Annotated in this window: 11 protein-coding genes; 4 read left to right on the top strand and 7 right to left on the bottom strand. The window is 67.9% G+C overall.

Annotation, left to right across the window (positions count from 1 at the left end; genetic code table 11):
• Positions 1 to 10: 10 nt before the first annotated feature.
• The 7 genes from gyrA to dnaA all read right to left on the bottom strand — a co-directional run bounded on the left by gyrA (position 11) and on the right by dnaA (position 12,073).
• The gene (gene gyrA, locus ACIQHQ_RS18060; protein WP_402612886.1) at positions 11 to 2,605 is read right to left on the bottom strand and encodes a DNA gyrase subunit A; all 2,595 of its coding nucleotides are present in this window, start codon (positions 2,603 to 2,605) and stop codon (positions 11 to 13) included.
• A 42-nt stretch (positions 2,606 to 2,647) separates the two neighbouring features.
• Positions 2,648 to 4,708 carry a DNA topoisomerase (ATP-hydrolyzing) subunit B gene (gyrB, locus tag ACIQHQ_RS18055; RefSeq protein WP_402612885.1) on the bottom strand — a complete coding sequence of 687 codons (2,061 nt, stop codon included), beginning with the start codon at positions 4,706 to 4,708 and terminating at the stop codon, positions 2,648 to 2,650.
• A 431-nt stretch (positions 4,709 to 5,139) separates the two neighbouring features.
• Positions 5,140 to 5,676: a DUF721 domain-containing protein gene (locus ACIQHQ_RS18050; RefSeq protein ID WP_402612884.1), complete on the bottom strand. Its 537-nt coding sequence runs from the start codon at positions 5,674 to 5,676 to the stop codon at positions 5,140 to 5,142.
• Entirely contained in the window at positions 5,673 to 6,794 is a 1,122-nt protein-coding gene (recF, locus tag ACIQHQ_RS18045) for a DNA replication/repair protein RecF (RefSeq protein ID WP_402612883.1), read from the bottom strand. The genes ACIQHQ_RS18050 and recF overlap by 4 nt, the downstream gene beginning before the upstream one ends.
• A gap of 31 nt (positions 6,795 to 6,825) precedes the next feature.
• Positions 6,826 to 7,701 carry a phosphogluconate dehydrogenase (NAD(+)-dependent, decarboxylating) gene (gene gnd, locus ACIQHQ_RS18040; RefSeq protein WP_402612882.1) on the bottom strand — a complete coding sequence of 292 codons (876 nt, stop codon included), beginning with the start codon at positions 7,699 to 7,701 and terminating at the stop codon, positions 6,826 to 6,828.
• 205 nt (positions 7,702 to 7,906) lie between these two features.
• The gene (dnaN, locus tag ACIQHQ_RS18035) at positions 7,907 to 9,037 is read right to left on the bottom strand and encodes a DNA polymerase III subunit beta (RefSeq protein ID WP_402612881.1); all 1,131 of its coding nucleotides are present in this window, start codon (positions 9,035 to 9,037) and stop codon (positions 7,907 to 7,909) included.
• 957 nt (positions 9,038 to 9,994) lie between these two features.
• A complete protein-coding gene (gene dnaA, locus ACIQHQ_RS18030; protein ID WP_402612880.1) occupies positions 9,995 to 12,073 on the bottom strand; it encodes a chromosomal replication initiator protein DnaA in 2,079 nt (692 codons plus the stop codon).
• A 374-nt stretch (positions 12,074 to 12,447) separates the two neighbouring features.
• Here dnaA and rpmH point away from each other — a divergent pair, with 374 nt between their 5' ends.
• Genes rpmH through yidC form a run of 4 tightly spaced genes read left to right on the top strand, consistent with a single transcriptional unit; the run spans position 12,448 to position 14,648 of the window.
• Complete coding sequence (gene rpmH, locus ACIQHQ_RS18025) at positions 12,448 to 12,585, top strand: 50S ribosomal protein L34 (RefSeq protein WP_005482975.1); 138 nt, start codon at positions 12,448 to 12,450, stop codon at positions 12,583 to 12,585.
• Positions 12,586 to 12,606: 21 nt separating this feature from the next.
• On the top strand, positions 12,607 to 12,978 hold the full coding sequence (gene rnpA, locus ACIQHQ_RS18020) for a ribonuclease P protein component (protein ID WP_078615240.1): 372 nt from the start codon (positions 12,607 to 12,609) through the stop codon (positions 12,976 to 12,978).
• Positions 12,975 to 13,349, top strand: coding sequence for a membrane protein insertion efficiency factor YidD (gene yidD, locus ACIQHQ_RS18015; RefSeq protein WP_402612879.1), 375 nt, complete (start codon positions 12,975 to 12,977; stop codon positions 13,347 to 13,349). The genes rnpA and yidD overlap by 4 nt, the downstream gene beginning before the upstream one ends.
• Positions 13,350 to 13,352: 3 nt before the next feature.
• Complete coding sequence (gene yidC, locus ACIQHQ_RS18010; RefSeq protein ID WP_402612878.1) at positions 13,353 to 14,648, top strand: membrane protein insertase YidC; 1,296 nt, start codon at positions 13,353 to 13,355, stop codon at positions 14,646 to 14,648.
• The last annotated feature ends 10 nt before the right edge of the window (positions 14,649 to 14,658 follow it).

Here is a 14,658-nt window from a genome sequence, read left to right as displayed (position 1 = left end):
CTCCTCGTGCCTACTCGGCCGAGGGCGCCTCACCCTCGTCCGTGCCGGTGTTCACGGCACCCTCGGCGGTCTCGTCGACGACCACGTCGCCGTCGACCTCTTCCGCCTCGCGTCCCGCCTCGGCGTTACGAGCGATGCCCACGACGGCATCGCGCTTGCCGAGATTGATCAGTTGGACGCCCATGGTGTCACGGCCGGTTTCCCTGATCTCGTTGACTCGCGTACGAATCACACCGCCCGACAGCGTGATGGCGAGGATCTCGTCGGTCTCCTCGACCACCAGCGCGCCGACGAGGGACCCACGATCCTCGACGATCTTGGCAGCCTTGATGCCGAGGCCGCCGCGACCCTGGACGCGGTACTCGTCGACGGCGGTCCGCTTCGCGTACCCGCCGTCTGTGGCAGTGAACACGAACGTACCGGGTCGAACAACATTCATCGAGAGCAGCTCGTCACCCTCGCGGAAGCTCATGCCCTTGACACCCGAGGTGGCACGGCCCATGGGCCGCAGGGTGTCGTCCGAGGCCGTGAACCTGATCGACTGCGCCTTCTTGCTGATCAGAAGCAGATCGTCCTCCGCCGAGACCAGTTCGGCTCCGATCAGTTCGTCGTCCGAACCGTCCTGACCCTCGCGAAGGTTGATGGCGATCACACCGCCGGAACGGGGCGAATCGTAATCCTTCAGAGGCGTCTTCTTCACAAGTCCGGCCTTGGTGGCCAGGACGAGGTAGGGAACCGCCTGGTAGTCACGGATCGCCAGGATCTCGGCGATCGCCTCGTCCGGCTGGAAGGCGAGCAGGTTCGCCACGTGCTGACCGCGCGCGTCCCGGCCGGCGTCGGGCAGCTCGTAGCCCTTGACGCGGTAGACACGGCCCTTGTTGGTGAAGAACAGCAGCCAGTGGTGCGTGGTGGACACGAAGAAGTGGTCGACGATGTCGTCTTCCTTGAGCTTCGCGCCGCGCACGCCCTTGCCGCCTCGCTTCTGGGCGCGGTAGTCGTCGGTCTTGGTGCGCTTGATGTAGCCGCCCCGGGTGACCGTGACGACGATGTCCTCCTCGGCGATCAGGTCCTCGATGGACATGTCACCCTCGTAGGGGATCAGCGTCGTCTTGCGGTCGTCGCCGAACTTCTCGACGATCGCGGTCAGTTCGGCGCTGACGATGCCGCGCTGGCGAACCGGGGAGGCGAGGATCTCGTTGTACTCGTTGATCTTCGCCTGGAGTTCGTCGTGCTCCTGGACGATCTTCTGGCGCTCCAGGGCGGCCAGTCGGCGCAGCTGCATCTCGAGGATGGCGTTGGCCTGGATCTCGTCGATCTCCAGCAGGCTCATCAGGCCGCCGCGGGCGATGTCGACGGTGTCGCTGCGCCGGATCAGCGCGATGACCTCGTCGATGGCGTCCAGAGCCTTCAGCAGACCGCGCAGGATGTGCGCCCGCTCCTCGGCCTTGCGCAGCCGGAAGCGCGTACGGCGGACGATGACCTCGATCTGGTGGGTCACCCAGTGGCGGATGAACGCGTCGAGCGAGAGGGTGCGCGGCACGCCGTCCACCAGCGCCAGCATGTTGGCGCCGAAATTCGTCTGCAGGTCGGTGTGCTTGTAGAGGTTGTTCAGCACGACCTTGGCGACCGCGTCCCGCTTCAGCACGATGACCAGACGCTGGCCCGTGCGCGAGGACGTCTCGTCACGGACGTCCGCGATGCCGCCGATCTTGCCGTCCTTGACCAGGTCGGCGATCTTCTGCGCGAGGTTGTCGGGGTTGACCTGGTACGGGAGTTCCGTGACCACCAGGCACTGGCGGTTCTGGATCTCCTCGACCTCGACGACCGCGCGCATGGTGATGGAGCCGCGACCGGTGCGGTACGCCTCCTCGATGCCCCGGCGGCCGACGACGAGCGCGCCGGTCGGGAAGTCCGGGCCCTTGATGCGCTCGATGAGCGCGTCCAGCAGCTCCTCGTGCGAGGCCTCGGGGTTCTCCAGGTACCACTGGGCGCCGGCGGCGACCTCGCGCAGGTTGTGCGGCGGGATGTTGGTCGCCATGCCGACCGCGATGCCGGCCGAGCCGTTGATCAGCAGGTTCGGGAAGCGGGCCGGCAGGACCGTCGGCTCCTGGGAGCGGCCGTCGTAGTTGTCCGTGAAGTCGACGGTCTCCTCGTCGATGTCGCGGACCATCTCCATCGACAGCGGCGCCATCTTGCACTCGGTGTACCGCATGGCCGCGGCCGGGTCGTTGCCCGGGGAGCCGAAGTTGCCGTTGGAGTCCACGAGCGGCATGCGCATCGACCACGGCTGCGCGAGGCGGACCAGCGCGTCGTAGATCGAGGAGTCGCCGTGCGGGTGGTAGTTGCCCATGACGTCGCCGACCACGCGGGCGCACTTGTAGAAGCCGCGCTCGGGCCGGTAGCCGCCGTCGTACATGGCGTACAGCACCCGGCGGTGGACGGGCTTGAGGCCGTCGCGGACGTCCGGCAGCGCACGCGAGACGATAACGGACATCGCGTAGTCGAGGTACGAGCGCTGCATCTCCGTCTCGAGCCCGACGGGCTCGACGCGCATGGCCAGGGCGTCACCCTCGGGCGCCGTCACGGGAGTGTTCTCGTCGGTCATTGCTGGTGAAGATCCTTCCTGATGCGGTCAGCTGAGACCGACTCAGATGTCGAGGAAGCGGACGTCCTTGGCGTTGCGCTGGATGAACGCGCGGCGGGCCTCGACGTCCTCGCCCATGAGGACCGAGAACAGGTCGTCGGCCTGGGCGGCGTCGTCGAGGGTGACCTGGCCGAGGACGCGGTGCTCCTGGTCCATGGTCGTGATGCGCAGCTCCTCGGCGTTCATCTCACCGAGACCCTTGAAGCGCTGGACCGAGTCCTCGCGGATGCGCTTGCCGGCGTTGCGGCCCATCTCGATCAGGGCGTCGCGCTCGCGGTCGGAGTACGCGTACTCGAAGTCGTCCTTGCCCCACTTGATCTTGTAGAGCGGCGGGCGGGAGAGGTACACGTGCCCGGCCTCGACCAGCGGCCGCATGAAGCGGAACAGGAAGGTCAGCAGCAGGGTGTTGATGTGCTGACCGTCGACGTCGGCGTCCGCCATCAGGATGATCTTGTGATAGCGCAGCTTCTCGATGTCGAAGTCCTCGTGGACTCCGGTGCCGAAGGCCGAGATCAGCGCCTGGATCTCCTGGTTCTGCAGGATCTTGTCGATCCGCGCCTTCTCGACGTTCAGGATCTTGCCGCGGATCGGGAGGATCGCCTGGTACTGCGGGTTGCGGCCGGACTTGGCCGAACCGCCGGCGGAGTCACCCTCGACGATGAAGATCTCGCACTTGGTGGGGTCGTTCGACTGGCAGTCGGAGAGCTTGCCCGGCAGGGACGCCGTCTCCAGCAGGCCCTTGCGGCGGGTGAGGTCACGGGCCTTACGGGCCGCCACGCGCGCGGTGGCCGCCTGGATGCCCTTACGGATGATGTCCGCGGCCTCGTTCGGGTTCCTGTCCAGCCAGTCGGCGAGGTGCTCGTAGACGACCTTCTGCACGAAGGTCTTGGCCTCGGTGTTGCCCAGCTTGGTCTTCGTCTGGCCTTCGAACTGGGGCTCGCTCAGCTTGACCGAGATGATCGCCGTCAGACCCTCGCGGATGTCGTCACCCGTGAGGTTGTCGTCCTTCTCGCGCAGCAGCCTCTTGTCGCGCGCGTACTTGTTGATCAGCGAGGTCAGCGCGGCGCGGAAGCCCTCTTCGTGCGTACCGCCCTCATGGGTGTGGATGATGTTGGCGAAGGAGTACACACCCTCGGTGTAGCCGCCGTTCCACTGCATGGCGACCTCGAGGGACAGGTGCTTGTCCCGGTCCTCGGCCTCCAGGTCGATGACGGTGGGGTGCACCGCCTCGCCCTTACGGGAGTTGAGGTACTTCACGAAGTCGACGATGCCGCCCTCGTAGTGGTACGTGACCGTCTTGACCTCGGCGGTCTCGTCCGCGCCCGCCTCGTCCGCCCCGGAGGTGGCCTTGGCGGACTCGCGCTCGTCGGTGAGCTTGAGTGTGAGGCCCTTGTTGAGGAACGCCATCTCCTGGAAGCGCCGCGAGAGCGTCTCGAAGGAGTAGTCGGTGGTCTCGAAGATGTCCGGGTCGGCCCAGAAGGTGACCGAGGTGCCGGTCTCCTCGGTGGCTTCGTGCTTGGCGAGCGGCGCCGTGGGGACGCCCATCTTGTAGTCCTGCGTCCAGCGGTGGCCGTCGGTCCTGACCTCGACGGCGACCTTCGAGGACAGCGCGTTCACGACGGAGACGCCCACGCCGTGCAGACCGCCGGAGACCGCGTAGCCGCCGCCGCCGAACTTGCCGCCCGCGTGCAGCACGGTCAGCACGACCTCGAGGGCCGGTTTGCCCTCGGAGGCGACGATGCCCACCGGGATGCCACGGCCGTTGTCGACGACCCGGACGCCACCGTCGGGGAGGATCGTCACGTCGATGGTGTCCGCGTGGCCGGCCAGCGCCTCGTCGACCGAGTTGTCGACGACCTCGTACACGAGGTGGTGCAGCCCTCGCTCACCGGTCGAGCCGATGTACATGCCGGGTCGCTTGCGGACCGCGTCCAGACCCTCGAGGACGGTGATGGCACTGGCGTCGTACGAGGCGGTGACCTCGCCGTTGGAGGTGATCGCCTCGCTGGTCACGCCTGCGTCGGTGGACGGGATGTTCTCGTTGGGGTTGCCGGAATCGGCCACGAAGCGCCCTTTCTGGCACAGCACGAGCCAGGCTCGTCGGCGGGTTGCCGGAGCGGCTGCGGCATGTTGCGTTGGTAAGCCTTGATCAGCGTTGCTCAGCTTTTCCCGGACGGTCCCCACGATTGGGGCGGGATTGCTTCCAGTCTACCGGTAGCACTGACACTGATGGGGGTTTGCCGGTACCTGAGTCCGCATGTGCCGCCCTCGACGGGTCTTGTCCGACTCCCGATATACGGATGGGGGCCCCAAGAGGCTCACGGAGGCACTCAGCGCTTCCGGCCGTCAACCCTTGGCTACTTAGGAGTCAGGTCGCGATTCGCAACCGTGTGCGGGCCCACGGCGGGAGGGTCACCGGCGCCCCGAAAGAGCAGGCGGAAGCCCTCGATGTGAAGTCAGTCACGTGCTGTCGACGGGTGGGAAACCGGTGCCGCTCAGCCGTAGGTGTCGCCCGGACCGGTGCTGCCGGGGGCGCGCAGCGGGCCGTAGCGGCGCGCGGGGCCTCCCGGACCCTGCACCTTGATCAGCTTCACCGTGCCGTGACCCAGGTCCTCGTTGAGGCGCGCGACCAGCGTGGGCGCGAGCAGCCGGAGGTTCGTCGCCCAGGCCGTCGAGTCGCAGCGCACCGTCAGGACGTGCTCGTCCTCGTCGTACCTCTCGGGGACGCAGTGCTTGGCCACGTCCTCGCCGACGATCTGCGGCCAGCGGCCCATCACACCGCCCACGGCGGCCGGCGCCTCCCAACCGCGCTCGGTGATCAGCCGGTTGATCGCGGAGCCGAGTGCCATGGGATCGCGTCCGTCGGCACGCGCGCCGGAGCGCAGACCGCCGCGGCGCGCCTGCTTCTTCTGCTGCGCCGCGTCCCCCCGTGCGCGTGCGGCTTCCTTGGCGGCCCGCAGCGCCACGCGGGCGAGGTCGACGCCGGAGGGCTCGGGTGGCTTCGGGGAGCCTCCGGGTGCGTTCTGCGTCATACGCGCTCCACCGTCCCCTCGGACACGGCGAAACGCGTCCCGGAGAGCACGTGCGGGACGTCGTCGTCGACCGCGGCCGTCACCAGGACCTGCTCGCCGGGCGCGACAAGCTCGGCGAGGCGCTCGCGGCGGCGGGTGTCCAGCTCGGCGAAGACGTCGTCGAGCACCAGCACCGGCTCGTTGCCCTCTGCCCTGAGCAGGTCGTACGAGGCCAGGCGTAGGGCCAGCGCGTAGGACCAGGACTCTCCGTGGGAGGCGTAGCCCTTGGCGGGGAGCTGGCCGAGCTTGAGCTGGAGGTCGTCCCGGTGCGGGCCGATCAGGGTGACGCCGCGCTCGATCTCCTGCTTGCGGGCCTCGACGAGCGCCGCCATCAGCTGTTCGAAGAGGTCCTCACGGGTGTGCGCCTCGCCCGGCGCGGACGGCTTGTACTCCAGGGCGATCGGGCCGCCGCCGGGCGCGAGTTGCTCATAGGCCTTGTCGGCCAGCGGCTGGATCGTGGCGATCAGGTCCAGGCGCTGGGCGAGCAACTCGGCGCCCGCGCGCGCGAGATGCTGGTCCCACACGTCCAGGGTGGACATGTCCATGGCGCGGCCGCCGTGCCGCCGGGCCAGCGCGGCCGACTTCAGCAGGGTGTTGCGCTGCTTGAGGACGCGGTCGTAGTCGGAACGGACCCCGGCCATGCGCGGGGAGCGGGCGGTGATCAGCTCGTCGAGGAAGCGGCGCCGCTCACCGGGGTCGCCCTTGACCAATGCGAGATCCTCGGGCGCGAACAGCACCGTCCGGACGATCCCCAGCACATCACGCGGCCTGACCTGCGAGGACCTGTTGATACGAGCCCGGTTGGCGCGGCCCGGGTTGAGCTCCAGTTCGACGAGCTGCTGACGTTCGCCCTGGCGGACCTGGGCCCGGATGATCGCGCGCTCGGCGCCCATGCGGACCAGGGGGGTGTCGGAGGAGACCCGGTGGCTGCCGAGGGTGGCGAGATATCCGACAGCCTCGACGAGGTTGGTCTTGCCCTGCCCGTTCGGCCCGACGAAGGCCGTCACCCCCGGGTCGAGCGGGACCTCGACCCGGGGGTACGAGCGGAAGTCGGCCAGCGACAGATGCGTGACGTGCATGGTCGTTTCGCCGACCTCCCTCGGTGCTCGGTTACTTCTTCTCGACCGCGTGGCCGCCGAACTGGTTCCGCAGCGCCGCGATCATCTTCATCTGGGGCGAGTCCTCCTGGCGGGAGGCGAACCGCGCGAACAGCGACGCGGTGATCGCCGGCAGCGGCACCGCGTTGTCGATGGCCGCTTCCACAGTCCAGCGTCCCTCGCCGGAGTCCTGTGCATAACCCCGGAGCTCGTCCAGGTGCTCGTCCTCGTCGAGCGCGTTGACCGCGAGGTCGAGCAGCCAGGAGCGGATGACCGTGCCCTCCTGCCAGGAGCGGAAGACCTCCCGGACGTCCGTCACGGAGTCGACCTTCTCCAGGAGTTCCCAGCCCTCGGCGTAGGCCTGCATCATCGCGTACTCGATGCCGTTGTGGACCATCTTCGCGAAGTGACCCGCGCCCACCTTGCCGGCGTGCACCGAACCGAAGTCGCCCTCCGGCTTGAGGGCGTCGAAGACCGGCTGCACCTTGGCGACGTCCTCCTTGTCGCCGCCATACATCAGCGCGTAGCCGTTCTCCAGGCCCCAGACGCCTCCGGAGACACCGCAGTCGACGAAGCCGATGCCCTTGGCCGCCAGCTCGCCGGCGTGCTTCTCGTCGTCGGTCCAGCGGGAGTTGCCGCCGTCCACGACGACGTCGCCGGGCTCCAGCAGCTCGGCGAGCTCGTCGATGGTGGACTGCGTGGGCTCGCCCGCCGGGACCATCACCCAGATCACGCGCGGGCCGCTGAGCTTGCCCACAAGCTCAGCCAGGCTGTGGACGTCGGCGAGGTCCGGGTTGCGGTCGTATCCGAGGACGGTGTGACCTGCGCGGCGTATCCGCTCGCGCATGTTGCCGCCCATCTTGCCGAGGCCGACGAGACCGAGCTCCATCAGTTGTGTTCCTTAGGTTCTGCGACGTGGCGTGGCGGCACGTGCGTACCGCGAGGCACTTTCGTACCCGCGTCCGAGCCTAAACCCGGACGCTCGCGCACATCTGTGGGCATACGCGCTCACTCGTACGCCCTCACCTGCAGCTTTGTCCTCAGCCTGTGGACAAGCCGGTGATCCACGGCGTCCTGCCGACCGCCGGGCGGGCTCAGCCGCTGAGGCGCACCGGCATGATCAGGTACTTGTAGGCCTCGTCCGCCTCGGCGTCCAGCGCCGGCTTGCCGCTGAGCAGCGCGGGCTTGGTGGACGTCGTGAAGGACAGCTGGGCCACCGGGGAGTCGATGGCGCTCAGGCCGTCCAGCAGGAACGTCGGGTTGAAGGCGATCGAGATGTCGTCACCCTCGAGCTGGGCGTCGACCCTTTCCACAGCCTGTGCGTCGTCGCTGGAACCCGCTTCCAGGATGAGCACACCCTGCTCGAAGCTGAGCCGCACCGGGGTGTTGCGCTCGGCGACCAGGGCCACACGCTTGACGGCCTCCACGAAGGGGGCGGTCTCGATGACGGCGATGCTGTTGAACTCCGTCGGGAACAGCGTGCGGTACTTCGGGAGGTCACCCTCCAGCAGGCGGGTCGTCGTGCGGCGGCCGGCGCCCTCGAAGCCGATCAGGCCTTCACCCGAGCCCGAGCCGGACAGCGCCAGGATCACCTGGTCGCCGCTGGTCAGGGCCTTGGCGGTGTCCAGGAGCGTCTTGGCGGGCACCAGGGCGACCGCCGAGGCGTCCGGGTTCTCCGGCTTCCACAGGAACTCGCGGACCGCGAAGCGGTAGCGGTCGGTGGACGCCAGCGTGACGGTGTCGCCCTCGATCTCGATGCGGACACCGGTGAGGACGGGCAGCGTGTCGTCACGGCCGGCCGCGATGGCGACCTGGGAGGCGGCGGAGGCGAAGACCTCGCCGGGGACCGTGCCCGTCGCGTTCGGCATCTGCGGCAGGGACGGGTACTCCTCCACAGGCAGGGTGTGGAGTGTGAACCGGGAGGAGCCGCAGACCACGGTCGCCCGTACACCGTCTGTGGAGATCTCCACCGGCCGGTTGGGGAGCGCGCGGCAGATGTCCGCGAGCAGGCGGCCGGAGACCAGGACCGTGCCCTCCTCGTCGACCTCGGCCTCCACGGACACCCGCGCCGAGACCTCGTAGTCGAAGCTGGACAGGCTCAGCTGGCCTTCCTCGGCCTTCAGCAGCAGGCCGGCGAGGACAGGCGCCGGCGGACGGGCCGGGAGGCTGCGTGCCGCCCAGGCCACTGCCTCCGCGAGTACGTCGCGTTCCACCCGGATCTTCACTGTTGCCGCCTCCTGCTGTTGCCGGCGCTTCTCGCTCTGCCTGGCCCTCGTCGTCTGTCGTGGTGTCGACGGTCCCTGTGAAGGGGAGGACACCGGGGACCAGTCTGACGCACCGCACTGACAGTAGGTGCCTCTCGGGGTCAAGTCGTGACGAGGGGCGGCCGGGCACCGAAGAGCGAGTTGTGCACAGGGCCCCCTTCGAAACGGATTCCCAGCTCTCTCTAGTTGGGAGTAGTAGTAGGGCCTGTGGATACCGTGGATAACCTCATTTGCCCAGCTCAGGGCGGGAATTTTGTCCACGGACCCTGTGGGTGGAGGCGGTGGACAACCGGGCGCATCTGTGGAGAACAGAAAGTTCTGCACACACCGTGCACAGGGTGAGGCGAGTTCTCCCCAGCGCCGTCCCCAGGTTTACCCACCTTTCCCACAGCCCAATCCGGCACCTTCGTGTGACGCCTTTCACTCGACCCGGTGAGGAGGCGCGTCACGTTGCCGAACAGTGGACAGGCATGTGGAGAAGAGGCCGATCGCTGGGGACAACCGCCCTCAGCCTGTGGGCGGCCGGTGGACAACTCGGTGCACAGCCTGTGGATCGCCCCGTCGTCCACAGGCTGTGGAGATCCTTCGTCCACCAATCCACAACCACCTGAGCTGGTCTGATGGTCTTTCAACAGCGGCGCCTGTGGACACGATCTGGACAACTCCCCGGTCCCCAGGATGTGGACGGCAGAAAGTTGCCGAATCTGTGGAGGGAGGCCGTAACCCTGCGACTAATCGAACACCGGGTTGCGGCTCGGTGCGCGACGCGGGGGCCGCTGATCCCCCCTGGGGCTCGGAAACCCGGGCCACACGCCCGCGGGAGCGGCCGGTTCCGGGTCCCTGGCGCCGACGGGCCCGGACACGAGAAGGGCGCTCCCGGAGGAATCCGGGAGCGCCCTCAGTGGCCTTCCGCCGCCGTCAGCCGTTCTTGATCCGGTTGGTCAGCTCCGTGACCTGGTTGTAGATGGAGCGGCGCTCTGCCATCAGATTGCGGATCTTGCGGTCCGCGTGCATGACGGTGGTGTGGTCGCGACCGCCGAACAGCGCGCCGATCTTCGGCAGCGACAGATCCGTCAGCTCACGGCACAGATACATGGCGATCTGGCGGGCGGTGACGAGGGCGCGGCCACGCGAGGTGCCGCACAGGTCCTCGACCGTCAGACCGAAGTAGTCCGCCGTCGCGCCCATGATGGCCGTCGACGTGATCTCGGGCGCCGAGTCGTCGCCACCGGGGATGAGGTCCTTCAGGACGATCTCCGTCAGCCCCAGATCCACCGGCTGCCGGTTGAGCGAGGCGAACGCCGTGACCCGGATCAGCGCGCCCTCCAGCTCACGGATGTTCCGCGAGATCCGGGACGCGATGAACTCCAGCACCTCCGGCGGCGCGTTCAGCTGCTCCTGCACCGCTTTCTTGCGGAGGATCGCGATGCGTGTCTCCAGCTCGGGCGGCTGGACGTCCGTGATCAGACCCCATTCGAAACGGTTCCGCAGCCGGTCCTCCAAGGTGACCAGCTGCTTCGGCGGCCGGTCGGAGGACAGCACGATCTGCTTGTTGGCGTTGTGGAGCGTGTTGAAGGTGTGGAAGAACTCCTCCTGCGTCGACTCCTTGTCCGCCAGGAACTGGATGTCGTCGACGAGCAGGATGTCCATCTCGCGGTACCGCTTGCGGAAGCTGTCGCCCTTGCCGTCGCGGATGGAGTTGATGAACTCGTTGGTGAACTCCTCCGAGCTCACGTACCGCACCCGCGTGCCCGGGTAGAGGCTGCGCGCGTAGTGCCCGATCGCGTGCAGCAGGTGCGTCTTGCCGAGCCCGGACTCCCCGTAGATGAACAAGGGGTTGTACGCCTTCGCCGGCGCCTCGGCCACGGCGACCGCGGCCGCGTGCGCGAAGCGGTTGGAAGCGCCGATGACGAACGTGTCGAAGAGGTACTTCGGGTTCAGTCGAGCGGTGGGCTCACCCGGCCCGGTCGCCGGCGCGGGCTGCGCTGCCAGCGGGCCGGGCGCACCGGTCGTGGGCAGGTTCGGGCCGACCGGGCCGCCCCGGTGGACGTGCCCCGAGCCGACCGGCGGATCGGGCAGCTCCCGGCGAACCGGGTCACGCTGCTCGTAGTCGCCGCGTGACGACTCGTATTCGGAGCGCTGCTGTTCGTAGGAGGGGCGCTCCATGGGCTGGGGGCGGTAGTCCTGGGAGGGCGGACCGTAGGAGTCCTTGGGCCCGTAGGTGTCCTTGGGCCCGTAGGTGTCCTTGGACCCGGATCCGTAGGAGTCCTGGGGGTTGTACGCCTCCTGGGAGCCGTACGAGTCCTGCCCGGGTGACGCGTACGGGTCACGCTCGGGGAATCCGAGGCGCTGCTGCTGCCAGCCGTACTCGTCCTGCTGCGACGGACGTGGCCAGGCGCCGGGCTCGGGGCGCTGGTACTCGGAGGGGTAGGCGGGACGCGCCGAGGGAAGCTGATCTGCGCGCGTAGGCGGAAGCTGGTCGCCGGCCTGACCGGACAGCTGGTCGGCCCGGTGGCGGCCGTACCCCTCGTAGCCGTCGCGGTCCCGGCGGTCATGACCGTCGCGGTCCTTGCGCTCATAGCCGTCGCGGTCATTGCGCTCGTAGCCGTCCCGGTCATTGCGGTCGTAGCCCTCGCGGTCCTGGCGGGTGGCCGGAAGCTCGGGCTCCTCGTAGCGCGACTGGTGGCGGGCCTGTGGGGCCTGCGGGGCCGGGGGGTCGCCCGCGGAGTCGTCGACGGTGATCGCGATCCGGATCGGGCGGCCGCACTCACGGCTCAGTGTCTCGCTGACGATCGGCGCCAGCCGGCCCTCGAGCACGCCTTTCGCGAACTCGTTCGGTACGGCGAGCAGGGCGGTGTCCGCGACCAGCGCCAGCGGCTGGCAGCGGCGGATCCAGTGCTCGTCCTTCCCCTCGACCCCTTGGCTGCGGCCCTCCCCGAGGAGCTGCTCCAATACGCGTGGCCACACTGCGGCAAGATCGGCAGGTACGTCAGCCACAGGGCACGCTCTCTCACAGGTCCCACGAACGTGTGGTTCTGGGACGGCTCGGGATGTAAATCGGGTGGGGCAGGGATAAGGGAACGAATCGGAGTTACGTCACGGTAGTCAGGGCGGCCGGTACGGTTCAAGTTGTTGTCCCCAGCCTGTGGACAAGTGTCTCCCGGCGACTCCTGGTTTGACCGGATGGCGCAGCCGCGCGTACCGTAACCAGGTCGAGTTGTCGATGGCTGCTGCCGCCTGCCTCCGATGGGCACAGATCATTTGGGTGATCGGTCAGCGGTGCACTCGGGCGTAACTGCGAGCTACTCGTGGGCGCACGGTGACAGCCAGGACGGCACCCCGCAACCACCGATTTCTTCTGGAGCCCCCGAGTGAGCAAGCGCACCTTCCAGCCGAACAACCGTCGTCGCGCGAAGACCCACGGCTTCCGCCTGCGGATGCGTACCCGTGCCGGTCGCGCGATTCTCGCGAACCGCCGCAGCAAGGGTCGCGCCAGCCTGTCCGCCTGATCCCGATCAGGTCATGACGTCGTGCTGCCTACCGAGCATCGGCTGAGGCGGCGCGAGGACTTCGCGACCGCGGTACGACGAGGACGCCGGGCCGGACGCCCGCTCCTCGTCGTCCACCTACGTAGCGGTTCCACGGACCCGCACGCGCCTGGGGAGAGCGCTCCCCCGACGCGTGCGGGTTTCGTCGTGAGCAAAGCAGTGGGTGGCGCGGTCGTGCGCAACAAAGTGAAGCGCAGGCTTCGCCACCTGATGCGCGAGCGAGTCGCCCAGCTGCCCCCCGGTAGCCTGGTAGTCGTACGAGCGCTGCCCGGATCGGGCGACGCCGACCATGCACAGCTGGCCCGAGACCTGGATGCCGCTCTCCAGCGGTTGCTGGGAGGGGGCGCGCGATGAAGTACCCGCTGCTGGCCCTGATCAAGCTCTACCAGTGGACGATCAGTCCGCTGCTCGGGCCGGTCTGCAAGTACTACCCGTCGTGCTCCCACTACGGCTTCACGGCCATCGACCGGCATGGTGCCTTCAAGGGAACGGCACTCACGGCCTGGCGCATCCTGCGATGCAATCCGTGGTCGCTGGGCGGTGTGGATCATGTCCCGCCGCGCAAGCGCCCCCGGTGGCACGAAATGCTGCGTAACGCGTGGCGTGCACGCAAGGGCGGGCCCTCCGCCGCCGGACCGGCCACCGAGGGACAGACTTCTCCCACAAGTCCGTCGAGTCCTTCGAGCCCGGCCGCAGAGACACCGTCCCATGCCCAAGGAGCATGATTAGTGGACACGATTGCCAGCCTCTTCAGCTTCATCACCACACCCGTCTCCTGGGTCATCGTCCAGTTCCATTCGGTGTACGGCGCCCTCTTCGGCCCTGACACCGGTTGGGCCTGGGGCCTGTCGATCGTGTCCCTGGTGATCCTGATCCGTATCTGCCTGATCCCGCTCTTCGTGAAGCAGATCAAGGCGACCCGGGCCATGCAGACGCTCCAGCCCGAGATGAAGAAGATCCAGGAGCGCTACAAGAACGACAAGCAGCGTCAGTCCGAAGAGATGATGAAGCTGTACAAGGAGACGGGTACCAACCCGCTCTCCTCGTGCCTTCCCATCCTGGCGCAGTCCCCGTTCTTCTTCGCCCTGTACCACGTGCTCAACAGCATCGCGAACAACGACACCATCGGTGTCATCAACGACAGCCTGCTGAAGAGCGCGCAGCAGGCGCACATCTTCGGGGCCCCGCTGGCGGCGAAGTTCACCGACAGCTCCTCGGACGTCGCGGCCCTCGAGGCCTCGCTGACCACGGTCCGCATCGTCACCGCGATCATGATCGTCCTGATGTCGGCGTCGCAGTTCTTCACCCAGCGCCAGCTGATGACGAAGAACATCGACACCACGGTGAAGACCCCGTTCATGCAGCAGCAGAAGATGCTGATGTACGTCTTCCCGGTCATGTTCGCCGTCTTCGGCATCAACTTCCCCGTCGGTGTCCTCGTGTACTGGCTGACCACCAACGTGTGGACCATGGGTCAGCAGATGTACGTCATCCGCAACAACCCGACCCCGGGTTCCAAGGCTCAGGCCGAGTACCTGGAGCGCCTGACCAAGCACGTCACGCGGCACGACAAGGTCGGCAAGCGTCGCGACCGGGCTATCGTCAAGGCCATCGTCGCCAAGGGCCGCGACCGCAACGAGTTCGAGCGCAAGTTCATCAACGGCCTGAGCAAGGCCGGCCTCGCCGCCCAGGCCGACGGCACCGTGATCAAGAGCGACACCGCCGCAGTAGCGCAGGCCGAGGACGGTTCGCCGACCACCACCGCCGCCGGTACCCCGAAGCGCCAGCAGCCCAAGCGGCAGAGCAAGTCGCAGCGTCAGCACGGTGGGCCGGCCGGCGCGAGGACGGCCGGTGAGAACGAACCGAAGACGTCGCTGACCAAGGCCGACGAGCCCGAGGACGCCAAGCCCGCCGCCGCTGCCAAGAAGGGCGGCGCGAAGCCCGCCGGCGGCAGCACCCGCAGCAAGGCCCAGTCCGGACAGCGCAAGGGCCCGCAGCGGCCCAAGTCCCCGTCCAAGAAGTAAGAAGGAGTCC

The organism is Streptomyces sp. NPDC092370 (assembly GCF_044755265.1).
In the GTDB taxonomy this organism is placed as follows: domain Bacteria; phylum Actinomycetota; class Actinomycetes; order Streptomycetales; family Streptomycetaceae; genus Streptomyces.
Note: the sequence above shows the minus strand (reverse complement) of the source record. Positions and strands in the feature narration are given on the sequence as shown.